Origin of the sequence: Mesorhizobium sp. ESP-6-4 (genome assembly GCF_020164735.1) — a bacterium.
Taxonomy (GTDB): domain Bacteria; phylum Pseudomonadota; class Alphaproteobacteria; order Rhizobiales; family Rhizobiaceae; genus Mesorhizobium.
This window is the reverse complement of record NZ_JAIUGS010000003.1, coordinates 279,935-305,570: the sequence shown is the minus strand read 5'-3', so window position 1 is coordinate 305,570 and position 25,636 is coordinate 279,935. Positions and strand designations below refer to the sequence as shown.

Annotated in this window: 22 protein-coding genes; 4 read left to right on the top strand and 18 right to left on the bottom strand. The window is 63.8% G+C overall.

Going from position 1 to position 25,636, the window contains the following annotated elements; translation table 11 throughout:
- Window positions 1-23 precede the first annotated feature (23 nt).
- Both LB523_RS08595 and LB523_RS08590 read right to left on the bottom strand, forming a co-directional pair.
- A complete protein-coding gene (locus LB523_RS08595; protein ID WP_224602216.1) occupies window positions 24-1,841 on the bottom strand; it encodes a hypothetical protein in 1,818 nt (605 codons plus the stop codon).
- A gap of 69 nt (window positions 1,842-1,910) precedes the next feature.
- Complete coding sequence (locus LB523_RS08590) at window positions 1,911-3,209, bottom strand: adenylosuccinate synthase (protein WP_224602215.1); 1,299 nt, start codon at window positions 3,207-3,209, stop codon at window positions 1,911-1,913.
- 321 nt (window positions 3,210-3,530) lie between these two features.
- Between LB523_RS08590 and LB523_RS08585 the strand changes: the two genes are divergently transcribed.
- Window positions 3,531-4,430, top strand: a complete 900-nt coding sequence (locus tag LB523_RS08585) for a DMT family transporter (RefSeq protein ID WP_224549297.1) — start codon at window positions 3,531-3,533, stop codon at window positions 4,428-4,430.
- Window positions 4,431-4,524: 94 nt separating this feature from the next.
- Here LB523_RS08585 and serA read toward each other — a convergent pair whose 3' ends face one another.
- From serA to glmM, 5 genes are all read right to left on the bottom strand, one after another.
- The gene (serA, locus tag LB523_RS08580; RefSeq protein WP_224549294.1) at window positions 4,525-6,126 is read right to left on the bottom strand and encodes a phosphoglycerate dehydrogenase; all 1,602 of its coding nucleotides are present in this window, start codon (window positions 6,124-6,126) and stop codon (window positions 4,525-4,527) included.
- Window positions 6,127-6,190: 64 nt separating this feature from the next.
- Window positions 6,191-7,366, bottom strand: a complete 1,176-nt coding sequence (locus tag LB523_RS08575) for a phosphoserine transaminase (RefSeq protein WP_224549292.1) — start codon at window positions 7,364-7,366, stop codon at window positions 6,191-6,193.
- A gap of 194 nt (window positions 7,367-7,560) precedes the next feature.
- Window positions 7,561-8,346 carry an outer membrane protein gene (locus tag LB523_RS08570; protein WP_095767289.1) on the bottom strand — a complete coding sequence of 262 codons (786 nt, stop codon included), beginning with the start codon at window positions 8,344-8,346 and terminating at the stop codon, window positions 7,561-7,563.
- A gap of 202 nt (window positions 8,347-8,548) precedes the next feature.
- Window positions 8,549-9,394, bottom strand: coding sequence for an outer membrane protein (locus LB523_RS08565; protein WP_224549290.1), 846 nt, complete (start codon window positions 9,392-9,394; stop codon window positions 8,549-8,551).
- A gap of 219 nt (window positions 9,395-9,613) precedes the next feature.
- A complete protein-coding gene (gene glmM / locus LB523_RS08560; protein ID WP_140841636.1) occupies window positions 9,614-10,966 on the bottom strand; it encodes a phosphoglucosamine mutase in 1,353 nt (450 codons plus the stop codon).
- A 367-nt stretch (window positions 10,967-11,333) separates the two neighbouring features.
- Between glmM and LB523_RS08555 the strand changes: the two genes are divergently transcribed.
- Window positions 11,334-12,200 (top strand): hypothetical protein, encoded by an 867-nt coding sequence (locus LB523_RS08555; RefSeq protein ID WP_224602214.1) that lies wholly within the window; start codon window positions 11,334-11,336, stop codon window positions 12,198-12,200.
- Window positions 12,201-12,441: 241 nt separating this feature from the next.
- A complete protein-coding gene (locus LB523_RS08550; protein WP_224602417.1) occupies window positions 12,442-12,627 on the top strand; it encodes a hypothetical protein in 186 nt (61 codons plus the stop codon).
- A gap of 196 nt (window positions 12,628-12,823) precedes the next feature.
- Here LB523_RS08550 and ftsH read toward each other — a convergent pair whose 3' ends face one another.
- The 10 genes from ftsH to ybgC form a co-directional block, all read right to left on the bottom strand.
- A complete protein-coding gene (gene ftsH / locus LB523_RS08545; RefSeq protein ID WP_095767284.1) occupies window positions 12,824-14,758 on the bottom strand; it encodes an ATP-dependent zinc metalloprotease FtsH in 1,935 nt (644 codons plus the stop codon).
- 122 nt (window positions 14,759-14,880) lie between these two features.
- Entirely contained in the window at window positions 14,881-16,239 is a 1,359-nt protein-coding gene (gene tilS, locus LB523_RS08540) for a tRNA lysidine(34) synthetase TilS (protein WP_224602213.1), read from the bottom strand.
- Window positions 16,233-17,384 (bottom strand): tol-pal system protein YbgF, encoded by a 1,152-nt coding sequence (gene ybgF, locus LB523_RS08535; protein ID WP_224602212.1) that lies wholly within the window; start codon window positions 17,382-17,384, stop codon window positions 16,233-16,235. The genes tilS and ybgF overlap by 7 nt, the downstream gene beginning before the upstream one ends.
- A gap of 233 nt (window positions 17,385-17,617) precedes the next feature.
- Window positions 17,618-18,124 carry a peptidoglycan-associated lipoprotein Pal gene (gene pal / locus LB523_RS08530; protein ID WP_095767281.1) on the bottom strand — a complete coding sequence of 169 codons (507 nt, stop codon included), beginning with the start codon at window positions 18,122-18,124 and terminating at the stop codon, window positions 17,618-17,620.
- A gap of 242 nt (window positions 18,125-18,366) precedes the next feature.
- Window positions 18,367-18,744 carry a four helix bundle protein gene (locus tag LB523_RS08525; RefSeq protein ID WP_140841666.1) on the bottom strand — a complete coding sequence of 126 codons (378 nt, stop codon included), beginning with the start codon at window positions 18,742-18,744 and terminating at the stop codon, window positions 18,367-18,369.
- 36 nt (window positions 18,745-18,780) lie between these two features.
- Window positions 18,781-20,073: a Tol-Pal system beta propeller repeat protein TolB gene (gene tolB / locus LB523_RS08520; protein WP_224528395.1), complete on the bottom strand. Its 1,293-nt coding sequence runs from the start codon at window positions 20,071-20,073 to the stop codon at window positions 18,781-18,783.
- Between the two features lie 68 nt (window positions 20,074-20,141).
- Window positions 20,142-21,296, bottom strand: coding sequence for an energy transducer TonB (locus tag LB523_RS08515; protein ID WP_224602211.1), 1,155 nt, complete (start codon window positions 21,294-21,296; stop codon window positions 20,142-20,144).
- A gap of 7 nt (window positions 21,297-21,303) precedes the next feature.
- Window positions 21,304-21,765, bottom strand: coding sequence for a protein TolR (gene tolR, locus LB523_RS08510; RefSeq protein WP_411909045.1), 462 nt, complete (start codon window positions 21,763-21,765; stop codon window positions 21,304-21,306).
- Between the two features lie 9 nt (window positions 21,766-21,774).
- Entirely contained in the window at window positions 21,775-22,485 is a 711-nt protein-coding gene (tolQ, locus tag LB523_RS08505) for a protein TolQ (protein WP_095767277.1), read from the bottom strand.
- A 306-nt stretch (window positions 22,486-22,791) separates the two neighbouring features.
- Window positions 22,792-23,265 carry a tol-pal system-associated acyl-CoA thioesterase gene (gene ybgC, locus LB523_RS08500; protein WP_095767276.1) on the bottom strand — a complete coding sequence of 158 codons (474 nt, stop codon included), beginning with the start codon at window positions 23,263-23,265 and terminating at the stop codon, window positions 22,792-22,794.
- 129 nt (window positions 23,266-23,394) lie between these two features.
- Here ybgC and LB523_RS08495 point away from each other — a divergent pair, with 129 nt between their 5' ends.
- Complete coding sequence (locus LB523_RS08495) at window positions 23,395-24,645, top strand: glycoside hydrolase family 5 protein (protein ID WP_224602210.1); 1,251 nt, start codon at window positions 23,395-23,397, stop codon at window positions 24,643-24,645.
- 24 nt (window positions 24,646-24,669) lie between these two features.
- Here LB523_RS08495 and LB523_RS08490 read toward each other — a convergent pair whose 3' ends face one another.
- On the bottom strand, window positions 24,670-25,572 hold the full coding sequence (locus tag LB523_RS08490; protein WP_224602209.1) for a metallophosphoesterase: 903 nt from the start codon (window positions 25,570-25,572) through the stop codon (window positions 24,670-24,672).
- Window positions 25,573-25,636: the final 64 nt, after the last annotated feature.

Sequence of the window (25,636 nt, the reverse complement as noted above, 5' to 3'; positions counted from 1 at the left end):
GCGGCTTAAAACCGCCGCTGCCATCACCCCGATGTCTTCGCCGCCCAGGCCTTCAGCGCCTCGTCAAAAACCTTCTCGCCGGGAATGCCCTTTTCCATGGTGAGCAGGGCGCGGCGTCCGGTCTTGTAGACTACTGGCACGTCGATCCAGGCCTGGCCTCTCAGCAGCGTCAGGTTGGCGTCCTCGTCGGCCTTGGTGTCGTTGAGCGCGACGAGGAAGAAGCCGTCGGCGATCTTGGCCGGGATGCCGATCAGCGGGCTGCCGGCATCCTGTTCGGAGCTCTTCATGGCGATGCGCAGGATGTTGTCGACGCCGCCGCCGTCGAACCCTTCCGGCGTCAGGAAGATCATCTCGATGATGTGGCTGGCGGGCAGTGTCTGGTCGGTGTTGCGCCGGATCGTCATGCGCAGCTGGATATTCTTGCCCGGGATCGTCGCCTCGGCGCGGATCGCCGGTTCCGGCGGCAGGTCGCCGCCGGGCGATTCCTGCACAAGCGACCACACGATGCTGCCAGGCTCAGCTGTGCCCTGCTGCGTGCTGGTGCGCTCCTCATAGAAGATCGCCTTCTGCCCGACCGGCACGGTTGCCTCGCCGGTCGCCGGCGCCGGCGCAGCCGGTGTCGTGCCCGCGGGCGGCGGCGTTGTCGCTGCCGCAGGCGGCGTAGCGCCGGCCGCGGGCGGCGTTGCCGCGTTAGCCGCCGGCGGCGTGGTTCCGGCTGCGGGCGTTGGATTGGCCGCGTCGGTCGCCGGCGCTCCGGCCGCAGGCGTCTCAGGCGTCGGCGTGGCCGGAGCGGGCGCAGCCGGAGCAGGCGGGGTCGTCGCCGGCGTAGCCGGCGGCCGCGAGGTCAGCGCCGCGACGGATTCGCCTTCGCCGATCGTGGGCTGTCCGCCGGCCGGGCCGGGATCCGTCTCCTTGCCCTCGGGCGTCAGGCGTTGCGTGAACTTGTTAGTGTCGGCCGCCTCGCCGGCGCCGGACGCAGCCGGCGCGGCCGCCGTCTCCGTCGCCGGCTTGGCCGGAGCCGGCTTGACCAGCGGCTCTGTCGAGGCCGTCTTGCTGCCACCGCCGCCAAGGCCGAAAAGCGACCCGAACGCATTCTTGTTCAGCCATATGCCGTAGCCGCCGCCGGCCAGCACCAGGAGCGCGACGACGGCGGCGATCAAGCCGCCATAGCTGCGCTTGCGCTTTTGCGGCTGTGGCCGCAGGCGCTGGAAGGTATCGGCCGCCGGCTGCTCGTCATTGGCAAAGACATCGCTGCCGTCATCGACATCGTCCATGCCCGCCAGGCCTACATCGTCTTCGCGCGGCGACGGCATCGGCGGCGGCGCCTTCTGCCAGGCTGGTTCCGCCTTTGGCGCGGTCTGCCAATTCGGCTCCGTCCTTGCCGTGTTCTGCCAGGCTGGCTCGTCCTTCGCAGGGGTTTGCCGCGCGGGTTCCGCCTTCGGCCCGCCTTGCCAACTTGGTTCGGTCCTGGCGGGCGCGGGCGACGGCCTGAACGGCTCGGACTTGAACGGATCCGGCTTGGCGGGCTCCGGCGCCGCCGGCTGGCGGGAATGGCTCGGCTGGTTCTTGTTGCGGTCGATGGAGGAGAAAATATGCTCCAGCTCCGCCAGCGGATCCTCGGCCGGAACGCGTTTGACATACTCGCGCTCGACACTGGAAATGGCGTCTTCCAGCGAGCGCTTCTGCTTGCTGACGACATCGGGCGCAAGCGGCGGGGAATACTCGGCCAGTTTCTTTGCCAGCACCGCGCGGGCGCCGTCGTATATCTGCTTGCGCATCTCGAACGAAGGGTCGACCTTCTTGTCGAGCTGCTTTTTCAGAACACTAACGAAATCTGCCATGCGTCAGGTGACCTGCATTCTTTTCCCGCCGACCGCAAATCAGCCATAGCGCCGGGAAGGGCTGTGAAACTAGTCTTGAAATGGGTCGGTCACAAGTATTGTGTCGTCCCGCTCGGGGCTGGTGGAGAGCAACGCCACGGGGGCACCGATCAGCTCCTCGATATGGCGGACATATTTGACGGCTTGCGCCGGCAAATCGTTCCAGCTTCTGGCGCCGGCCGTGGTTCCCTTCCAGCCTTCGAGCGTCTCGTAGACGGGCTCGACCCGCGCTTGCGCGCCCTGGCTGGCCGGCAGGTAATCGATCGTCTCGCCGTCGAGGCGATAGCCCGTGCAGACCTTGATCTCGTCGAGCCCGTCGAGCACGTCGAGCTTGGTAAGAGCGATGCCCTTGATGCCGTTGACGGCGACGGCCTGGCGCACCAGCACGGCGTCGAACCAGCCGCAGCGGCGCTTGCGGCCGGTGACGACGCCGAACTCGTGGCCGCGCGTGCCGAGGAACTCGCCGATCTCGTTCATCTGCTCGGTCGGGAACGGCCCTTCGCCGACGCGCGTCGTGTAGGCCTTGGTGATGCCGAGCACATAGCCGATGAAGCCGGGGCCTACGCCCGAACCGGCTGCGGCCTGCCCGGCCACGGTGTTGGACGAGGTGACGAAGGGATAGGTGCCGTGGTCGATGTCGAGCAACGTGCCCTGCGCGCCCTCGAACAGGATGCGTTCGCCGGCGCGGCGCCTGTCGTCGAGCACCTTCCAGACGCGGTCCATGTAAGGCAGGATCTCGGCGGCCACCGAGGTCAGTTCCTGCATGATCGCCTCATGCGTCGCTTCGGCATGACCGAGCCCGCGGCGCAGCGCATTGTGATGCGTCAGCAGCCTGTCGACCTTCAAGGGCAGCGTTTCCAGATCCGCCAAATCCATCACCCGCACCGCGCGCCGGCCCACCTTGTCCTCATAGGCGGGGCCGATGCCGCGTCGTGTCGTGCCAATCTTGGTTCCTGAATTCGAGGCTGCGTCTTCGCGCAATCCGTCCAGCTCCCGGTGCAGGGACAGGATAAGCGCGGTGTTTTCGGCTATTTTCAGGCGTTCCGGCGTGACCTCCACGCCCTGCTCCTTGAGCTTCTTGGCTTCGGCGACGAAGGCATGCGGATCGAACACCACGCCGTTGCCGATGATCGAAAGCTTGCCCTGTCTGACCACGCCGGAGGGCAGCAGCGACAGCTTGTAGACCTTGCCGTCGACGACCAGCGTGTGGCCGGCATTGTGGCCGCCCTGGAAGCGCACGACCACATCGGCCCGTTCCGACAGCCAGTCGACGATCTTGCCCTTGCCTTCGTCACCCCATTGCGAGCCGACGACCACCACATTGGCCATGTTCTTTTCCCTTGAAATGCCGCGCGGGCGGCCTGAAACGACAGGCCTCTATAGCGTCAAGCGGGGGCTGGCGCGACCCTTTCTTTGCCGCCGAAACCATCGTTGGAGCATGACCCGAACCGAAGGTCGGCGAACCCAAAAAGCGGGAACCGGCTTCCGCAAGTGACCATGCCCCTCAAGGACTTGGATCAAAATGACGCCAACGCCGAGACGTCAACCTGGTCCAGGCACAACAAATTCCGGCTTTCGCATCATTTACTTGCCGCCGCCGCCACTCTAGGCCGGGCCGAACCCTCGAGCACCCGCAGGGCCGGAACCTCCATGCACCGAGCCGCCTATCTGTTCCTTCTGTCGACCATGCTCTTGTGGGGCGGCAATTCGGTGGCGGGCAAGCTTGCCGTCGGCCATGTCTCGCCGATGACGCTGGTGTTCCTGCGCTGGGTGATGGCGGTGCTGATCCTGCTGCCCATCGGCTGGCGGACGCTGCGTGAGGATTGGCCCGAGGTGCGCAGGCACTGGAGGCTGCTTGCCGGGCTCGGCGCTTGCGGTTTCACCATCTTCAACGTCATCTTCTATACGGCGCTCAACTACACGACCGCCATCAATGTCTCGATCGAGCAGGCAGCCATCCCGATCGTCATCATTCTTGCCAATTTCGTGCTGTTCAGGCTGCGCGTGCAGCCTCTGCAGATCGTCGGCGTCGTGCTCACCATCGCCGGCGTCGCGCTGACGGCAAGTCATGGCGACCTCGGCCAGTTGCTGAAGCTCGAGCTCAATTTTGGCGACGCCATCATGCTTGTGGCGGTGCTTTGCTACAGCCTCTATTCGGTGGGACTGCGCCTCAGGCCGGCAATCCGCTGGCAAAGTTTCATGCTGGCGCTGTCGATTGCCGCGCTGCTGGTTTCCCTGCCCTTCTTCGTCTGGGAGGTCGCGTCTGGCCGCGTCATCGTGCCGGACGCCCGTGGCTGGGCGCTCACGCTCTACACGGCGCTTGGCGCTTCGGTCGTTTCGCAGGTCCTCTACATCAAGGGCAACGAATTGATCGGCGCCAACCGCGCCGGCCTGTTCATCAATCTGGTGCCTATCTTCGGCACGTTGCTTTCGGTGCTGATCGTCGGCGAGCAGTTTCAGGCGTATCAGGCCTTCGCGCTGGCGCTTGTCCTCGGCGGCATTGCGCTTGCCGAGTACAGCGGCAGCCGAGCAGCGCTGCAGACGGGGTGAATATCTCAACTTCCCGGCAAGCGGCCATCGGGTGACAGCCACCTCATGAATGCCCCGCCTGCTGGTGCAAGCGGGGCGTTTTCACGTCCGGACGTTACTCGCCGCCGACGTCGAAGCGCAGCCGCTTCGCCGAGTCGATCGACTTGTGCGCGCGTACCTGCTCCAGCACACTTTCCGGGAAGGGCGCATCGAGATAAAGCAGCGCGATCGCATCGCCGCCCGGTCGGTTGCGGCCGAGCTGGAAGTTGGCGATGTTGACGCCGTTCTCGCCGCACACGGTGCCAAGCAGGCCGATGATGCCGGGCGCGTCGGCATTGGTGGTGTAGAGCATGTGCTGGCCGACCTCGGCATCGAGATTGATGCCCTTGATCTGGATGAAGCGCGGCTTGTGGTCGGAGAAGCAGGTGCCGGCGATCGAGCGCGTCATATGCTCGGTCTTGACGGTGAGCTTGATATAGCCGTCGAACACGCCCGACTTGTCGCGCTTGACCTCGGCGACGATGATGCCGCGCTCCTTCACCATGATCGGCGCCGACACCATGTTGACGTCGGAGACCTGCGGCCGGATGAGTCCGGCAAGGGCAGCGCTCACCAGCGCGCGCGTGTTCATCGTCGCGGTCGAGCCGTCGAACAGGATCTCGACCTCCTTGATCGGATCCTCGGTGACCTGGCCGACAAAGGCGCCGAGCACTTCGGCAAGCTTGACGAAGGGTTTCAGCCGCGGCGCCTCCTCGGCTGTGATCGAAGGCATGTTGATGGCGTTGGAGACCGCGCCCTTGATCAGGTAGTCGCTCATCTGCTCTGCAACCTGCAGCGCGACATTCTCCTGCGCCTCGGTGGTAGAGGCGCCGAGATGCGGCGTTGCCACGACATTCTCCATGCCGAACAGCGGGTTGTTCTCGGCCGGCTCGACCTCGAACACGTCGATGCCGGCCCCGGCCACCTTGCCGCTCTTCAGCGCCGCGACCAGGTCCGCCTCGACGACCAATCCGCCGCGGGCGCAATTGATGATGCGCACGCCGTCCTTCATCTTGGCGATCGCCGCCGCGTCGATGATGTTGCGCGTCTTGTCGGTCAGCGGCGTGTGCAGCGTGATGAAGTCGGCGCGGGCGAAGAGCTCGTCGAGCTCGACTTTCTGGACGCCGAGCTCCTCGGCGCGGCTGTCGGACAGGAACGGATCGAAAGCGATCACATGCATCTTCAGCCCGACGCCGCGCGTGGCGACGATCGAGCCGATATTGCCGCAGCCGATCACGCCCAGCGTCTTGCTGGTGATCTCGACACCCATGAAGCGGTTCTTTTCCCACTTGCCGGAATGGGTCGAGGCATTAGCTTCCGGTATCTGCCGCGCCAGCGCGAAGATCATCGCCACCGCATGCTCGGCCGTGGTGATCGAATTGCCGAAGGGAGTGTTCATCACGATGATGCCCCTGCGGCTGGCGGCCGGGATGTCGACATTGTCGACGCCGATACCGGCGCGGCCGACGACCTTGAGCCTGGTTGCCGCATTGATCAGCTTCTCGGTGACCTTGGTCGCCGAGCGGATGGCGAGGCCGTCATACTGGCCGATCACCTCGGCGAGCTTTTCCTTGTCCTTGCCGAGATCGGGCAGATAGTCGACGTCGATGCCGCGATCCTTGAAGATCTGCACGGCGGTGGTGGAAAGTTTATCCGAAACGAGAACGCGGGGCGCCATTGCGGCCTCCTTGACGTGGGAATGGAAGTGTCGGGAAATGGCGGCCCGCGGGCCGCCATGAAACTCAGGCCGCTGCCTTGAGCGACGCTTTCTGCGTGGCGAAGGCCCAGTCGAGCCAGGGCAGCAGCGCTTCGAGATCGGCGGTCTCGACGGTCGCGCCGCACCAGATGCGCAGGCCGGGCGGGGCATCGCGGTAGGAGCCGATGTCGTAGGCGACGCCTTCCTTGTCGAGCGCGGACACGATCCCCTTAGCGAAAGCCGCCTGGCCGTCGGCGTCGAGCGCCGCCACGTCAGGATCGGTGAAGGAGAGGCAGACGGACGTGTTCGAGCGCGTTGCCGGGTCGACGGCGAGATGGCCGAGCCACGTCGACTTCTCAGCGAACCGGTCGAGCACCGCGGCATTCGCGTCCGCGCGGGCGATCAACGCTTCCAGGCCGCCGATCGACTTCGCCCAGCGGAGCGCATCGAGATAATCCTCCACGCACAGCATCGACGGCGTGTTGATGGTCTCGCCCTTGAAGATGCCCTCGATCAGCTTGCCGCCCGAGGTCAGGCGGAAGATCTTCGGCAGCGGCCAGGCCGGCTTGTAGGTCTCCAGCCGCTCGACGGCGCGGGGCGACAGGATCAGCATGCCATGCGCGCCCTCGCCGCCCAGCACCTTCTGCCAGGAGAAGGTGACGACATCGAGCTTCTCGAAATCGAGCCTTTGCGCGAAGGCGGCCGATGTCGCGTCGCAAATGGTCAGGCCCTTGCGGCTCGCGGGAATGAAATCGCCATTCGGCACGCGCACGCCCGAGGTCGTGCCGTTCCAGGTGAAGACGACGTCGCGGTCGAAATCGACCTGCGTCAGGTCGGGCAGTTCGCCGTAGCCGGCCTCGAACTTGCGCGTGTCGGCGAGCTTGAGCTGCTTGACGACATCCGTCACCCAGCCGGAGCCGAAGCTCTCCCAGGCGACCATGTCGACGCCGCGCTCGCCTAGCAGCGACCAGAGCGCCATCTCGACCGCGCCCGTGTCCGACGCCGGCACGATGCCGATGCGATAATCTGTGGGAACCTTGAGGATTTCGCGCGTTAGCTCGATAGCCTGCTCGAGCTTCGCCTTGCCGATCTTGGCGCGGTGCGAGCGCCCGAGCGCGGCGGCTTTCAGCGCCTCGACCGACCAGCCGGGGCGTTTTGCGCAGGGACCTGAAGAGAAATTGGGGTTTGCCGGACGGAGTCCGGGCTTGGTAAGCGTCGTCATCGTGGTCTATCCTTCCAGATAGTGGCCCCTCGTTGGGGAGGGGTGGCCCACGGACGGCGATATGCGCTCAGAGCTTCGGCGTCAAGAGCAAAGTTTTTGTCGCGGACGGGATATTCGCTCCAACTCGCGCTCGATCCGAAAGGAGAACGGCGGGCCCTTAGGACCCGCCGTCGAAACCTCTCAGCCTGCGTGGCTCACCAGAGATCGTAACGCAGCCCAAGCTTGATCTGATGATTGCTGATGCCCTTGTGGACAGGGAAGGAATTCAGGCTTGCGGCCGTGACATATTCGGCCTCGGGCGCGGAGAAATACTGATAGCCAAGGTCGATCAGAACATTCTTCGAGACCTGGTAGGCAAGGCCGGCGTTCAATGTGTAGGCCAAGGAATATTTTGTTTTGCTGCTGCGCCGAGAGAAGTCGTCGCTTGCATCCCCGTTGTCGGTGAAATAATCCGCCGAAAGACTGTATTTGCTTTGAACGATACCAATACCCGCGCCGATATAGGGCGTGATGCCGACATATGTGCCAAGATCGACATAGCCGTTCAATATGCCTGAGAAGGCATAGTTCTTGAGGTTTCCATCTCCCACGGTCGCCGTTGCCGGTGCCACCACGGTTGCTGTGTCGTCATAGCTGAAGCTGGCTTTGTTGCCGGGCAGGTAGCCGAGGTTGATGTCGGCGCGAAGGTAATCGTTGAAATGATATCCGAAGCCGATGCTCGCGAAATACGCGTCCTCGCTCTCGCTAAAACTTTCGCTGGCGATCGTCGACGGGAAGGTGAAATCCCCGTTCTTGAAGCTCTTGTTCGCCAGATACGAGACATCGCCGCGCAGGTACCAGCCCGAGCCGATCTCGACCGGCTGATAGTCCGGCGCCTGATCGACATAGATCGGCGGATCGTAATCGGCCGCAAGCGCCGGCGTCATCGGCAACAGGATGATTGCGGCAAGCGCTGACGCGATACGCGATCTTGATATCATGGTCCCCGGCTCCTGAAATTGGCGCCAGCCGCGAACGCGAGCGCCGTTTCAAGGAGCCATTGTTAACCATAGTGGTTAAGTGGCGGTTAAGGATAACGGCCGGTTACCGAATTGATTTCGATGGGATTTTACGGATGACGCGAAAGCGAAAGCCGCCCGGCTGGCGCCGGGCGGCTGACGAATTTCGGGATAATGAAGGCGATTACTTGGTGTAGATCGGTTCCGGTTCCGGCACGTAGGGCTCCGGCGGCGGGGCGCAATCGGACTGGCCGCCGAACTGGTAGCGGAGACCGCCGCGTACCTCATGCACGTTGATGCCACGGTCGTAGCCAGGGCCGACATTGCTGTCCGAAGCGTATTCGAACATCTTGCCGCCATTGATGTGGCTGTAGCGGTAGCCGACGTCCAGCTTGACGCGATCGGTCAGACAGTAGGAGGCGCCGGCCATAAGGGCATAGGCGAAGCGCCAGCCCTTGCCGCCGCGATGAAAGAAGTCTCCGTCGAGATCGCTGTTGTGAAGCGTGTCCCACTTGACCCAGGCGCCGCCGATGCCGGCGCCGACGTAAGGTGTAACCCCATGCCATGTGCCGATGTCGATATAGGCATTGGCCAACAGCAGCAGGGCCGAGTAGGAGGAAGTGTCGACAGAAGTACAAGGCACCCCGCCGGCGCAGAAGCCGTCGGTTGAGCCGCGGAAGTTCGATTTGCCCATCCAGTCGGCCGTGAGATCGGTGCGGAAATACTGGTTCACCTGGTAGCCGACGCCGGCGCCGGCAGATAACGCACCCTTGAGAGAACCGCTGGCGAAGCTGCCTTGGGTCTGAGGTGCGGCACCATAAGTGATGTAATCGCCGCCGCCGAAGCGCGACCAGTGATAGTCGATGTCGCCGCGGATGTACCAACCGCCTACATCGACGGGTTGCACTTCGGCGATGGGCGGCGGTGCCGGCTCGACGGGAAGCGGTTCCGCGAGATCGGCGGCGAGAGCCGGCCCGGCTATCCCCGCGAACAGCGCGGCAAGCAATGCCATTCTTGCTGTCTTGAACATTCTGTCACCCCTAAGAAGCCTCGGGACGACTCCCGCCCGAAGATGATTGACCTCGGGTTTGGATAATGAATTGCAAAGGTTAAAAGCCGTTTAACCGTACCGATTAACCACGAATCTATACAATTTTAGAGGGTAGGTCGTTGTCCGATCGGCCCGCCCGGCGACCAAAAGCCCGCCTGGCGGCGGGCTTGCGGATTTAGAGGAACTGCGGGACGGCGTTCAGGCGGCGCTGCGGGTGTCCTGCAGGATGCCGACGATATCGTTGACGACCGCTTCGACCAGCTGCGGATCATCGCCCTCGGCCATGACCCGGATGAGCGGCTCGGTGCCGGAGGGACGGATCACCAGGCGGCCGGCTTTGCCAAGCCGGTTGCGCGCATCCTCGATGGCCGCCTTGACCGGAGCTTCCTCCAGCGGCTTGCCGCCGGAGATGCGGACATTCTTCAGAAGCTGCGGCACCGGCTCAAACTTCTTCGACAATTCGCTGACCGGCCGGTTCTGCCGCTTGATGCAGGCCAGCACCTGCAGCGCCGAGACCAGGCCGTCGCCGGTGGTCGAGAAATCGGACAGCACGATATGGCCGGACTGCTCGCCGCCGACATTCAAGCCATGCGCGCGCATGTGCTCGACCACATAGCGGTCGCCGACCTTGGTGCGGTGCAGCTGCAGCTTCATGTCGCCAAGAAAGCGTTCCAGCCCGAGATTGGACATTACGGTGGAGACGACGCCGCCGCCGGCCAACCGCCCGCTCTGGTGCCAGGACTCGGCGATCAAGGCCATGATCTGGTCGCCGTCGACGATGGTGCCGTTCTCGTCGACGATCACCACCCGGTCGGCATCGCCGTCGAGCGCGATGCCGATATCGGCGCGCACCTCGTGCACCTTCTTCTGCAGGCCGGCCGGATGGGTCGAGCCGCACTCCTTGTTGATGTTGAAGCCGTTCGGCTCGACATTGATCGCCACCACCTCGGCGCCGAGCTCCCACAGCGCCTCGGGCGCCACCTTGTAGGACGCGCCGTTGGCGCAGTCGACGACGATCCTCAGCCCAGAAAGCGACATTGAGCGCGGCAGCGTGCGCTTGGCGAATTCGATATAGCGGTCATGCACGCCGTCGACGCGCTTGGCGCGGCCGAGCCCGTCGGAATCGGCGAGCGCCAGCTCGATATCCTTGTCGAGCATGCCTTCGATGCGTTCCTCGATCTCGTCGGAAAGCTTGTAGCCGTCGGGACCGAACAGCTTGATGCCGTTGTCGTAGTAAGGATTGTGCGAGGCCGAGATCATCACGCCGATGTCGGCGCGCAGCGAGCGCACCAGCATGGCGACGGCGGGCGTCGGTATTGGGCCGAGCAGGAACACGTCCATCCCGGCGGCGCACAGGCCCGCCACCATGGCGTTCTCGATCATGTAGCCGGAAAGCCGCGTGTCCTTGCCGAGCACGACACGGTGTCGATGATTGCCGCGCTGGAAGGAGAGCCCGGCGGCCATGCCGACGCGCATGGCGACCTCGGCCGTCATCGGAAATTTGTTGGCGCGTCCGCGGATACCGTCGGTGCCGAAATACTGACCTGCCATGTGTCTCAAGTCCCCGTCGGTTTTTCAGCCGCCCGTTTTGCCACAGATTGGGCCGCATCCGATCATCAAATTTCGTGATTGTATATTACCAATTCTTAGAAAAACATTGTAGCGGGCGATGCAAGCGATTCGACAGCCTGTCACCACCTTTGACGTGGCGGCGCTATACCTGCCGGTGCGAGGCTTGTCGGCGCCCTGTTCCCGGCAAAGCCTGGCTGGCGGCAAACCGGCAGGCAATTCATCACCTTATCGCGAATAACACACTTTGTGAGAGCGCCTGTGCCGGAAGCATCTGGCGCAACCGGACATTGAGAGCTATTGATTTGGCATAGGGACACTTATTGGCGGCAGCAAGGGAGAAAACGCCATGCTTATTCATAGACTTGCAGCTTTGACGGGTATCGCCGTCGCAACCTTGTTCCTGGCGGCGCCGGCCAACGCGCTGACCATGGCCGAGTGCAGCACCAAGTATAACGCGGCCAAGGATGCGGGAACGCTCGCCGGCCAGACCTGGAACCAGTTCCGCAAGGCCCAGTGCGGCAGCGACGCCACCGCGACCGACACCAAGGCCGCGACCGACACCAAGGCCGCGACCGATACGAAGGCCGCCGACACCAAGCCCGCCAAGAAGACGAAGGCGGCCGCCGCTGCCGACGACGCGGCCAAGGGCCTGAGCTCCAAGGAGTGCAGCACCAAATACCAGGCTGCAAAATCCGCCGGCACGCTCAACGGCATGAAGTGGAACGACTTCCGCAAGGCCGAGTGCGGCCCTGGCGCAACCGCTGCGGCTGCCACCGCCCCCGCCACCAAAACCGCCACGACGACCAAGACCTCGACCGCCGCTGCCGATGGCGGCAAGGGCCTGACCATGGCCGAATGCAGCACCAAGTACCAGGCTGCGAAGACCGCCAACAAGCTGAACGGCATGAAGTGGAACGACTTCCGCAAGGCCGAATGCGGCGCAGGTGCCGACGATGACGACACCGTGCCTGCGCCGACTGAGGCGACTTTCACGAAGGAACCGGCCAAGCCGACTGTGACCGCTCCGAAGGGCGTCACTTTCCCGGCCGCCATCTCGCCGAAATTCGCCAACGAGACCCCGGCCAAGGGCCGCATGCATACCTGCCTCGAGCAGTACTATGCCAACAAGGATGCCAACACGCTGAACGGCCTGAAGTGGATCCAGAAAGGCGGCGGCTTCTACAGCCTCTGCAACGCCAAGCTGAAGAGCTGATCGCCTAATTATTCGAAGGGAAAAGGCCCGCGCGTCGCAAGATGCGCGGGCCTTTTGTTGCAGGCGAAGACGCCCGCTGCCTTGCTCGCATCTGCATATGGCGGGACTGTCGGCATCGTCAATTTGCCCACACTGCCCATCGCCAGGTTTTGTCGGGAGCTCGCAAAGATTCCGGTTGAACATATAGAGAACAAACAGTATACAAAAGATGTCCAACTTATCATCAATCAGGAGGGTCTCAATGTTCAGTTTGAAATTGGCGACGTTGGCTGTGACGGCATTGGTCGCTTGGAACGCCTCACCTGCGAGCGCGCTGACAATGAAGGAATGCAGCGAGACCTATCGGGCGTTGAACGGCCTTCGCTGGATCCAGAAGGGCGGCGGTTACTACAGCCTCTGCAATGCGCGGCTGAAAGTTGAATCATAAAAATCAAATACGGCGGATAAAGCGGTTCACCGTTTTTCCCGCAGCCGTTGAGCCATCATCCTCGGGAGTATCTGGGATCTGCTGTTGGGCGATATCTACGCGCCAGGACGAGGGAAGCCTTGCCTTGTCTCCAATGCAAACAAAAACGCCGCGAAGCAAGCCGCGGCGTTTCTCGATCAGTCTTTCGCGCACCACCTCAGCTTGACGGCTGCGGCTCCATGCCGCCTTCGGGCTCGGGGCCTTTCTTGCGGCGGCCGCCGGTGCCGGCCTTCGGCACGGCCGAGCCGCGGCTGGGCGGGGTGTCGTCGCCGAGGTCGCGGGCGGGCTTGTTGCCCGCGATCAGCTGCTTGATCTCGTCGCCGGACAGCGTCTCGTATTCGAGCAGTCCTTCGGCGAGCGCGATCCATTCCTTCTTCTTCTTGGTCAGGATGGTCTTGGCGGTCGAATAGGCATCGTCGATCAGGCGCCGCACCTCCGCGTCGATGATCTGCGCCGTCTCTTCCGAGATGTTCTGGGTGCGCGCCACCGAATGGCCGAGGAAGACCTCTTCCTGGTTGTCGCCATAGGCGACGTGGCCGAGCTTGTCGGAGAAGCCCCAGCGCGTGACCATGGCGCGCGCCAGCTTGGTCGCCTGCTCGATATCGGAGGAGGCGCCCGACGTGATGTTCTCCTTGCCGAACTTGAACTCTTCGGCGACGCGGCCGCCCATCATGATCGCAAGCCGCGAGATCATGTACTTGTAGCTCATCGAATAGCGGTCGCCTTCCGGCAACTGCATGACCATGCCGAGCGCGCGGCCGCGCGGGATGATGGTTGCCTTGTGCAGCGGATCGGCCGACGGCACGTTGAGCGCCAGGATCGCGTGCCCGGCCTCGTGATAGGCGGTCAGCTCCTTCTCGGCCTGCGTCATAGCCGACGAGCGGCGCTCGGCGCCCATCATGATCTTGTCCTTGGCGTCCTCGAACTCGGCCATGGTGACGAGCCGCTTGTTGCGGCGCGCCGCCATCAGCGCGGATTCGTTGACGAGGTTCATCAGATCGGCGCCGGAAAAGCCCGGGGTGCCGCGCGCAACCACCTTGAGGTCGACATTGGGCGCCAGCGGCACGTTGCGCACATGCACCTTGAGGATCTTCTCGCGGCCGACGATGTCGGGGTTCGGCACCACGACCTGGCGGTCGAAACGGCCGGGCCTCAGCAGCGCCGGGTCGAGCACGTCGGGCCGGTTGGTGGCGGCGATGAGGATGATGCTCTCGTTGGACTCGAAACCGTCCATCTCGACCAGCAGCTGGTTCAGCGTCTGCTCGCGTTCGTCATTGCCGCCGCCGAGCCCGGCGCCGCGATGGCGGCCGACCGCGTCGATTTCGTCGATGAAGATGATGCAGGGCGCGTTCTTCTTGGCCTGGTCGAACATGTCGCGCACGCGGCTTGCGCCGACGCCGACGAACATCTCGACGAAGTCCGAGCCGGAAATGGTGAAGAACGGCACGTTGGCTTCACCGGCAACCGAGCGGGCGAGCAGCGTCTTGCCGGTGCCGGGCGGGCCGACCAGGAGCACGCCGCGCGGGATCTTGCCGCCGAGGCGCTGGAACTTCTGCGGATCGCGCAGGAACTCGACGATCTCTTCGAGATCCTCCTTGGCCTCGTCGACGCCGGCGACGTCCTGGAAGGTGACGCGGCCATGCGCCTCGGTCAAAAGCTTGGCCTTCGACTTGCCGAAGCCCATGGCGCGGCCGGAGCCCGATTGCATCTGGCGCATGAAGAATATCCACACGCCGAGGATCAGGATCATCGGCAACCACGAGATCAGATAGCCGAACAGCGAATTGGAGCCGTCGGTCTCGGGCTTTGCGGTGATGGTGACGTTTTTGTCCTGCAGCCTGGAGACCAGTGACGGGTCGCCGGGCGAATAGGTCTGGAAGCCGTTGGCGTTGTCCGTGTAGTTGCCGAAGATGCGGGCGCCGGCGATGGTCACGCTTTTGACCCGGCCCGACGCGACGTCCTGCAGGAACTGGGAATAGGCGATATCCGTGGTGGCGCCGCGCGTCTGCGGCGTCTGGAAAAGATTGAACAGGGCTATGAGCAGGACCGCTATGATCGCCCAGAGCGCGAGGTTGCGATAATTCGGATTCATCTATTGTCCCGTTGGCGTCCGCGCGCGGACCCGCGATAATGGATTAGCTTGGGCCTAACATAGGGAGAGCGCCCCCCCTTGCCAAGCAGAACAGCACGTATCGGTTAAGCTTTCGCCCACCCTCAACCACCATCATGGCGGCGGAATGGCGGTGCCGGCAACGGCGGCGCGCCGACCAGGGCCGCCGCGGCGGCGGCGGGCTCGATGTCGAATGACGGCAGGAAGCGCGCGAAAGGAGCCACCGCCGGAGCGATCGAGACCGATCGCGAGCCGGCATTGCCGCCCGCAAAATCAAGGCATTCGCCGGCGGACCACAGCGCAGGCTCCGCGGCAAGCGCGGCGCGCGAAAGGCTCGGCGGGATATCCTCGCTCAAGGGCGCTTTCCCGGCGGCGGCCGCCCCCAGCGGCGCGATCACCAAGTCGCCAGGCCCGTCTTTCAAAGTGATGCGCCGCCGATTGTCCCAGAGCCGGTTGTGCTGCGGTGGCGCGGCGGCAGGCAGATCGCGGTTCTCGCGGCGAAGGAAAATGCCGGTTCGTCGCGCATCGACAACCGTCCGCGACAATGTGGCGCGAAAGGAAGCGGACCGCAGGCGCGAATGCAGCGCAGCGCAGCGCGTCTCGTCGGCGAGAAACGAGACGCCGCCGATGGTGGCCAACAGGATACGCAGCGCATGGATGGCGGCTTGGCCATCCTCATGTCCGGCAAACTTGCGATCGAGGCGGATGAGGCCCGGAACCGGCCTGGCGGCAAAGGCGTCGATGAGCATGGCGGCGCGGCGGCCGATTTCCCGGCGCTCGAGAGCCGCCTGGGCCGCCCGTGCCAGCGCCTGCGCGATACGCTGTTCGCCGTCGCCCTGCGCGAGCTTCGCCCGCACGCGCGGCCGCTCGAAGCGGGCATCGGCATTGGTCGGATCCTCGATCCAGCCGATGTCGCGAGCCCGCAGCATCTCGCGCAGTGCCGCGCGCCTTGTGCCAAGCAGCGGCCGGACGATCCATGTCCGCCAGTCGAACAGCGTGGCGGGCGCCATGCCGGCGAGGCCCCGGCCCTCATCGTCGCGCGCCTGCCGCATCAGCACCGTCTCGGCCTGGTCGTCGGCGGTATGGCCGGTCAGGACCAGCTTGATGCCTTCGGCGCCGGCAGCTTCGGCAAGCAGCCGGTAGCGCGCCTCGCGCGCGGCGGCCGCCAGACCGGTCGCGGGCTTGTCGCCGCGCCAGGCAAGAATGCGATGCGCGATGCCGCGCTCGGCGCAGAAGCGTTGAACGAGCCGCGCCTCAGTGGCCGAGTCCGGCCTCAGGCCATGATCGATGGTCACCGCGAGCAGCCTGGCGGCCGATGCCGTCCGGTCGAGGTGATCTTTGAGGAGAAGGAGAAGGGCGGTCGAGTCGCTGCCGCCGGACACGGCAGCAATGGCGCCGGTCGAAAGATCCAGGTCGGAGAAAAGGCAGTCCAAAAGGTCAGGTTTGCTGTCGGGCGTCAGCACGACGCCAGGGCCCTTTCCTGCTTGATGCGTTCCTTGAGGGCGCCGGAAACATCGGGATAGCGCTTGCCGATTTCACTGAAGGTGGCGCAGGCGACGTCGTTCTGCTTCAGGCCGACCAGCGAAACGCCGAGCTTGAGCAGCATGTCGGGCGCCTTCTTCGCCTTCGGATAGTCCTTGCTGGCGGCGAGGAAGACTTCGGCCGCGTCGCGGTATTTCTGCTGCCCGAGCAGCGACTCGCCTAGCCAGTAATGCGCATCAGCCGCCTTGGCGTCCTTGGGGAAGCGGGAAATATGGTCGCGAAAACCCTGCTCGGCGGTCGGATAATCGCCCGACAGGATGAATTGGTAGGAATTGCGATAGAGCTCGTCGGGATTGTTGGTCGACGGCAGTGCCGCCACTTCGGTGCCGCCGGACTTGCTCTTCTTGGCCGGCGTTTCGGCGGAAGGAGCGTTTGCCGTGGCCGCGGGAGCTTCCGCCGGCGCGCTGGCCTGCGGGCCGGTCTCGGCATTGACCACGTTGCCGTTCTTGTCGACGGTGATGGTGCCGAAATTCTTCGGCGGCGCGCCGGTGATCAGCTTGCCGGGATCGCCGGTCTGCGATTCCACGATGACGTCGCCAACGCTTTTGCCGCCGTTTTGCGCGCCGGTGCCGGCCGGCGCCTGCGTCGCCGGGGCCTGGGCGACGCTATTGTCGGCTCCGGCGTCGCCGGTGCCGGATTGACCGGTGCCGGCATCGCCGAGATTGGTGTTGCCGTTATTGTCCTGGGGCGCGGCTTCCGATTTCTTCTGCCCGGCCGGCTTGGCGCCTCCTTGGCCCTCCAGCTGCTGGAAACGGAACTCATTGTCTTCCTGCTGCTTGCGGATCTGTTCCTGCATCTGCAGGATCTGGAAATTCATCTCCTCGATCTTGCCGTTCAGCTGGCGCAGTTGGTCTTCCAGACCAGTCACGCCGGCGCCGCCCTCCTGTTGCGCGACCTGCGCCTGTTCCGGCTTCTTCTTGTCGCCGAAGATGCCGAGCGTAGGCAGACGGAAGGTGAACCCGCTGTCGGGCGCCGGCCCGGCGCTGTCGGCCGGCGCAGCAAGGCTTGGGAGGCATGATACGAGCAGCAGCGCAAGCGTGCCGCTCAGGACCGTTCTGAAGTGCATTCTGTCTCTCGCGGTGGGTGTTGGCCTGATGCGCCTTTCCAAATCAAACAAGGGGAGGAAGCGCCCTCGCGCTCATAGCAGGACGCGAGACTTCGGCCAAATTTTGTTTCGGTTTCTTGCAAAGGAAAAAGGCGGCCCTGAGGCCGCCTTTCATTTTTTGGATGTTGTATTTTTGTCGCCTGGGACGCCGAGCGCCGTTACCGAAAATCGATCCCGATCTTCGGTATCATGCGTCAGGAGCCGGCGCCGGAAAGCGTGGTGACGGCGCGGCGGTTCTGCGACCAGCAGGAGATGTCGTCGCAGACCGCGACCGGACGCTCCTTGCCGTAAGAGATCGTCTTCAGGCGGCCGGCGGAGACGCCCTTGGAGACAAGGAAGTCGCGGGTGGCGGCGGCGCGGCGGGCGCCCAGCGCCAGATTGTACTCACGCGTGCCGCGCTCGTCAGCATGGCCTTCGATGACGATCGCATACTGGCGGTACTGGTTCAGCCACTGCGCCTGGCGGGCCAGCGTGGTCTGTGCGTCGGCGCGGATCGACGAGGAATCGGTGTCGAAGAAGATGCGGTCGCCGATGTTGACGGTGAAGTCCTGCGCCGAACCGGGCGTGGCGGCGCCGGCACCGTTGAGGCCGAGATCGGCCGCGCTGTTCGGGGTCTTCTTCGAGGCGCAACCGGTAATGGCGAGCGCCATCACGAGAGCGATCATCGCTGGGTTTCTGGTAAGTGCTGCGATACGGCCCATGCCGCCTCTCCTTCGCATATGAGTGATTTCGTTGATCACCCAGTAACCACGTTTGGGTTAACCGGCATTCAAGAAACACGGTTAATTTTTGGTTTCGAGCCGCCGTCCGCGACTGCTTGCCCCGCGCTTTACGAAGGGGCGACACTGCGCGCGGACCCTAGGCGGAAATGCGGCCAAAACGCGACCGGGTTGTGAAAAAGGGGAATTGAAGAATTGAGGAATTGAAGAATTGGCGAAAAGGGTCACTTCAATCTCTCCCTTAGATTCACCAGCATTCCATAGATGTGGGCATAGGCTTGCAGCCATTCGTCGCGTTGCCGCTGCGTGATGTAGCCAAGATCAAACGCGTAAGAAATCCACGTTTCCATTTCGCTGCACGATCCCAGAGCCATCGAGATGAACCGCGCGAATTCGGGCCTGGAATGGGTCTGTTTGGCGAAGCCCTCAGCCAGATTGGCGCAGATCGCCTTGCTGGATCGACGCATTTGGTCAGCCAGCGCGTATTGCTCGATTTTCGGGAAAACGAGTGTGGCTCTATGGACCTCGAGGGAAACTGCATAAGCACGCCTATAGACCTCCAGATCCTTCGCGCGCTTGATGTAGCTACCCTCTTTCTCCATTCTTCAATTCTTCAATTCCTCAGTTCCCCGCCCCCCTCACTCAAGCAACGGCGACCAAGCCGGGTCCGAAGCATAGTTCGCCGTCGGAATCTGCTGCTCGTTGCGGCCGGTGAGATCGACCGAGACCAGCTTGGGGCCACCGGCGGAGTCGCGGAAGAACATCAGCACGCGGCCGTTCGGCGCCCAGGTCGGACCCTCCTGCTGGAAGCCGGAGGACAGGATGCGCTCGCCCGAGCCGTCGGTCTTCATGACGCCGATCTGGAACTCGCCGCCGCTCTGCTTGGTGAAAGCTATGAGATCGCCGCGCGGCGACCAGACGGGCGTCGAATAGACGCCGTCGCCGAACGAGATGCGGTGCGGATTTGAGCCGTCCGCGCCCATGACATAGATCTGCGAACGGCCGCTGCCGCCGCCGCGGTCGGAGGTGAAGACGATCTGCGAGCCGTCCGGCGAATAGGAGGGAGAAGTGTCGATCGCGGTCGAATCGGTGAGCCGCGTCGTCGAGCGGCTCCTCAGATCCATGGCGAAAATGTTGGAGTTGCCGTCGTCGCGCAGCAGGCTCATGATCACCTTCTGGCCGTCGGGCGAGAAGCGCGGTGCGAACGTCATGCCGGGGAAGTTGCCCACCAGTTCGCGCTGTCCGGTCTCGATCTGCAGCAGATAGACCTTCGGCTGCCCGCTTTCATAGGACATGTAGGTGATTTCCTGCCGGTTCGGCGAAAAACGCGGCGTCAGAACGATCGCGCGGCCGTCCGACAGGTAGCGTATATTGGCGCCGTCCTGGTCCATGATGGCGAGCCGCTTCTTGCGGGCGTTCTTGGCGCCGGACTCGTCGACGAAGACCACGCGCGTGTCGAAATAGCCCTTTTCGCCGGTGATCCGCTCATAGATGGCGTCGGCGATGATATGGGCGACGCGCCTGGTGTTGGCGTCGTTGGCGAAGAACTGCTCGCCCGCCATCTGCTGGCCCGCAAAAGTATCCCACAACCGGTACTGGGCGCGGATGCGGCCGTCGGCTTCCTTGCCGACGCTGCCGGTGACCAGCGCCTGCGCGTTGATCACCTTCCAGTCGTCGAAGCGCGGCGTGGCGTCCGGACCGGAAATCTTTTCGATGAACGCGCTCTTGTCGATCGGCGCGAACAGGCCGGAGCGCTTCAGGTCGGCGGTGACGATCTCGGTGATCTGCGCGCCCAGCGCATCATTCGACTGAAAATCCGTGATGGCGATCGGTAGCGGTTCGACATTGCCCTTGTTGACGTTGATCTCGACGAGAGCCCATGCCGGCGCGGCGGCGCCAACGATAGAACCCAGTGCAATTGTCGCGACCATCAGGAGCGGCTTGAGGGTGAATTTCATATCTTCTCGCTTCTCTTCGCTGATTGTGCGGAGGGCAGGCCTCAGAGGCCAAGCATTTCCCTCGGATCGAAAGTGACCTTGATCTGCGCCCAGATGTCCTGTTTTCCGGGAGGAACCTGCAGGCCGGCCATGTTGCATTTCTGGATAGCGCGCACCGCGCTTTCGTCGACCTGGCGGTTTCCGCTCGATTTCTCGACGACAGGCCGGCCGTCCAGCTTGCCTGAGGCGTCGAGATTGAACGAGATCACGGCGATGAGATCGTCCGAGGCTTCCATGCCCGCCGGGAAGGTCCAGCAACCCGCAAGCTGATCGCGCAGGGCCCCTTCCTCCGACTTCGACAGCTTCTGGCCCTGGTCCTTTTCGCCGCCGAGCGAGGCCTGCTGCGTCGAGCGCTTCGCGCCGCCGCCGGACGGCTTCTGCTTGTCCAGCAGGGCGGAAATCTCATCGGCATTGAACTGCTTGTCGTCCGACTTCGGCTTGGAAGACGCTTCCTTCACCGGCTTGTCGGCGTCCTTGCGGTCCGGCGCCTTGGCGCTTTCGGCCTGGGCCGGCTGCGGCTTCGGCCGCGCTTCCGGCGCAGGCGCGGAGTCCGGAAGCTTGGCCTCGTCGGTGGGTTGCTGCTGGGCGATCGCCTCGGCGACGGCGTCGGGCTTCACCTCGTCCTTCGAAATAGCGGCGGTCGTGTCCTTCGGCGGCGTCGGTGTCGGCTGCTTGGCCGGCGTCGGCTTGGGCTCCGTCTGCTTGACCGGCTCGGGCTTGACCTCTTCCTTCGGCGTCGGCGTCGGCGCAACTTCCGTCGCCGGGGTCGGCTTCGGCTTTTCCTGCGGCTTCGGCACGTCCTCGACCGCCGGCTTCTCGGTCGGCGTCGGCGCGGGCGGCGGCGCCGCCGTCTTCTCGACCGGCTTCGGCTTGGCTTCGTCCGTCACCGGCTTGTCGGTATCGACGGTGTTCTCGCCGACCTTCTGTGCATTGGGCACGACGTCCGGCCGCTTGGTCGGCAGCGGCGCCGGTTTTTCATGCATCACCGACTTCTTGTCACCTTGCAGCGTCTGCGGCACGGCTTCCATAGGCACGATGTCGACCGCCACCGACTCCACGTCGGCCGCGGGCATTGCAGGTGGCGACGACAGCGTGAACAGCCCGAAGGCCAGCGCCACCGTATGCAAGATCACCGATGAGGTGAGGCCGGTCCGCATTTGGCGTCTACTGATCCTGTTCCTGCAGCGAGACCAGGCCGATATTCTTGTAGCCGGCCGCCGAAATGCGGGCCATCACCTTCATTGCCGTGCCGTAGTCGGTCGACTTGTCGCCGCGGATGAAGATGCGTTCGTCGTAACCGGTCTTCGAGATCGCCTGCAGCTTGGCTACCAGCTCCTCGATCGGGATCTCGGTCTCCTGCAGGAAAATCTTGCCCGTCGAGTCAATCGAGACGGTGATCGGCTGCGTGTCGACATTCATCGCCTTGGCCTGCGTGTCCGGCAGGTCGATCGGAACCCCGACGGTGAGCAGCGGCGCCGCGACCATGAAGATGATCAACAGCACCAGCATCACATCGACCATCGGCGTGACGTTGATCTCGGACATCAGGGCATGGTGACGGCCGCGCCGCCTATGGCCGCGTCCGCCTCGCCCCGAGCCACTTGCGCCTGCAGCAGACATCCCCATGATCGATCCTCAGCCCTTCTGCGCTACTTTTTCATCGATTTGGCGCGAGAGTATGGCGGAGAACTCGTCCGCGAAGCCTTCCATGCGCATGCCGATCTTGTTCGCGTCCGATGACAGCTTGTTGTAGGCGATGACCGCGGGAATGGCCGCGAGCAGGCCGATCGCGGTGGCGAGCAGCGCCTCGGCGATACCGGGTGCCACCACCGAAAGGCTGGTGTTCTTCGAGGCGGCGATCGCCTGGAACGACGTCATGATGCCGATGACGGTGCCGAACAGCCCGATGAAGGGTGCGGCCGAGCCGGTGGTGGCGAGGAAGCCGAGCCGACCCTCCAGCTTCTCCATCTCGCGCGTCAGCGCCAGGTCCATCGCCTTGTCGATGCGGGTCTGCAGCGCCAGCGCCGATTTCGCGCCCTTTTCGAAACTCTTCTTCCATTCGCGCATGGCAGCGACGAAGATCGCGCCCATCCCCGTGGTCTTGCGATCGGCCAGCGTGCGGTAGAGATCCTCCAGCGACTGGCCCGACCAGAACACCTGCTCGAAGCGGTTGAGCGCCAGCCGCATGCGGCTATAGGCGACGAGCTTGTCGATGATGATCGCCCAGGTCCAGATCGAGGCGCAGAGCAGGCCGATCATGACCAGCTTGACCACCCAGCCGGCCTGCATGAATAGGGCCCAGAGCGACAGATGCGCGCCCGGTTCGGCGAGTGCGATATTTTCCATGACTTACGTCCTTAAGATTTTCCGGGCATCGCTGGCGGCTGGCCCATGGGCATTCCTTTGGTCCGATCGCGCGAAGCTAGAAGCTTGCGGATAGCCCCGAATGCACCGTTTCGCGGCCTTTTCGAGGCAAATATTGGTGAAAGGAAGGCGCACGGATTGCGCCAATCTTCGCCAATTCCTTCATGAACCGTTATGGTTAAGGATGGGTTAGGGGATCAGGCGCGACGCATTGCCGCGCATGGCTGGGGCGGCCGGCAACCGGAGCCGTCCGGTTGAAGCCTTCAAGATGGGCCTCGGGTGGAAGCTTCAGGCTTTTGCCTTCGGCATGAAAGCCGCGATCCATTCCTTTGGGAAACGCTTTGGCCGGCCGCTTTCGCCGACGATCGCCGCTTCGACCTTGGCCTCGACCAGCACATCGCCGCCACGCTTCAATTGCTGGCCCATGAAGATGCGGGCGCCGGAAATATCGTCGGTGCGCGTGTCGATGGTGAGGATATCGTCCATACGCGCCGGCGAACGGAAGTCGATCTCCATGCGCCGCACCACCCAGACGATGCGCTCACCATGCTTGCCGTCCAGGAGTTCGGTGTGGTGGACGCCGGTCAGTCTCAGATAGTCGGAGCGGCCGCGTTCGAGGAATTCGAGATAGCGCGCATGATAGACGACGCCGGAGAAATCGGTGTCGGCATAGTAGACCCTCGCCATCAGCCGGTGGCCGAAATCCGTCAGCGCGCCGGAAAGCCCGGCGCCGAGCGCCGCCGATTCACCATGATCGTCCATCGCGCTTTCCTTTTCAGGCCCGAACAGGCACCTAAAGCCCTCGGACTCTAGGCATTTTTCTGTGCGTGTCGTTGTCCCAAACCGCTGCACACTTTTGGGCGACACGCACTGTTTTCGCGCGGGAACGGGATGGCACTGTTGGGCACGATGATCAAGGCCTTGATGGCGGCGCTGCTTGCGCTTGGCCCATTGGCGTTGCCCGCCGCAGCGGCGACTTTCTCGATGAAGCGCGGCCTCAATCTCGACCAGTGGATCACCTGGCCGGTCGAGGATAGATGGGGCGAGCGCCAGGCGATCCTGCCTTATCCGGAGTGGCGCAAATTCCTCAAGGAGGGCGACCTCAAGGCGCTCAAGGGTGCCGGTCTCGATTTCCTGCGCATGCCGGTCGATCCCTCGCCCTTTCTTTCGGACCGCACCACGGCCCTTCGCGACGACCTCTATGCCAGCGTGCTGGCCTCCGCGCGCATGATCAACCGTGCCGGCCTGAAGGTGATCGTCGACCTGCATCTGATTCCCGCCGGGGGCAACCGCAAGATCGGCATGAGCGAGGTGATGCATAACCCGGCCGTCTTCGATGCCTATGCCGAGCTGGTGCGCAAGATGGCGCGGACGCTGGCCAAGGAGGATCCGAAGCTTGTCGCGCTGGAACTGATGAACGAGCCGATGGCCGATTGTGAGGCGAACGGCACCAACCTTTGGCCCGATCGCCAGAAGCAGTTGTTCGCCGCCGCGCGCGCCTCCGCCACCAGGCTCACGCTGGTGCTGAGCGGCGGCTGCTATTCGAACGCAGAGTCGCTGGCCAGGATCGACCCCAAGACGATCGCCGATGACAACATCATCTGGACCTTCCATTCCTACGACCCGTTCCTTTTGACGCATCAGGGCGCAAGCTGGGCCGGCGACTTCATCCCCTATGTCACCGGCCTGCCCTATCCGTTGACGGCTGTCCCGAAGGCGCAACTCGACATGGCGCTGGACGCGATCCGCGACCGGATCAGGGCCGAGGCGCCCTGGGCGCGGCAAAGCGGCCTGCTTAGCTATCTCGACGAGCAGGTGGCGACGATGGACAGCTCCGAAAAGCTGCGCGGCGTGATGGATGCGCCGTTCGCGACGGTCGACGCCTGGGCGAAGGCCAACGGGATCAAGCCGCAGGACATCACGCTCGGTGAATTCGGCATGATCCGCAAGGAATACGGCAACAGCTTCGTCATGCCGACTGTATATCGCGCAGCCTATGTGCGCGACATGATCGTCCGCGCCGAGGCGCATGGCTTTTCATGGTCGGTGTGGAGCTATGGCGGCGCCTTCGGCGTGGTCGACGCCTTCGATGGCGAGAAGGCGGAACCTGACGTGATGGAGGTGATCAGGTCGCTGCGCTGAGACGGCGGGCCGGGGCGACGCGCCTCAGCCGAGATCGATCTGCAAGATCTCCGGCTGCACCCCGAAACGTATCGGAGCGATGCTGAAGCCCAGTCCTCCCGAGACGATCAGGTTGCGGTCGTTCTCGACGATATGGCCGTAGGCGTAGCGATTGCCATAGGCCGAAGGCACGACTGGCGAATAGCCGAACAGCCGCACCTGTCCGCCATGCGTGTGCCCGGACAAGGTGAGCGAAACCCTCCACGGCACCTTTGGAAAAATGTCCGGCTCATGCGCAAGCAGGATGATGGGCGCAGTGTCGCCGACCTTGGCCAGCGTGCCGGGAAGATCGTCGAGGCCGGTGAGCCGCCTGCGGCCCTTGGCCTTGTTCGGCAACAGCGCAATCTGGTCGGCCAGGCCTGCGATCCAAAAACCCTGTCCGTCCTTTTCCAGGCGCACGACGTCGTTTTCCAGCACCGGAATGCCGACGGCCTCCAGCGCCTTGCGTGAAATGGTCGGCCCTGCCCCGGCTGCCTGCGCGGTGCGGTCCTCCCACCAGTCGTGATTGCCGAGGATCGAGAACACGCCGAGCGGCGCCTTGAGCCCGGACAGCGCGGGCGCCCATTCCGACGCGTTTACCCAGCCGGTCACCAGCCGGGTCCCGGCGGGGTAGTCGCCAAGCATGACGATCACGTCCGGCTGCAACGCATTGGCTTCTTCGGCAAGTGCCGCGATCCGTTCCGGCGTCATCCACGGCCGGCAGGCATGGATGTCGGCCAGCGCCACGACGCGCAGCTTGAGCCCGGCGGGCCAGTGCGGCGGCGTCAATGTGTAGCGCTTCACATGGGTGAGCAGCATCGGCTCGATGCCGACCGCATAGGCGCTGAGCGACACCATGGCGAAGGCCGAGCCGCCGACAAGGCGCAGGAAAGCGCGTCTGGTGATCATAGGTCGCCCCAAGCCCTAGGATAGCGTCAGATACGCCTATCTTAAAGGATGCAATTGCGCCCTC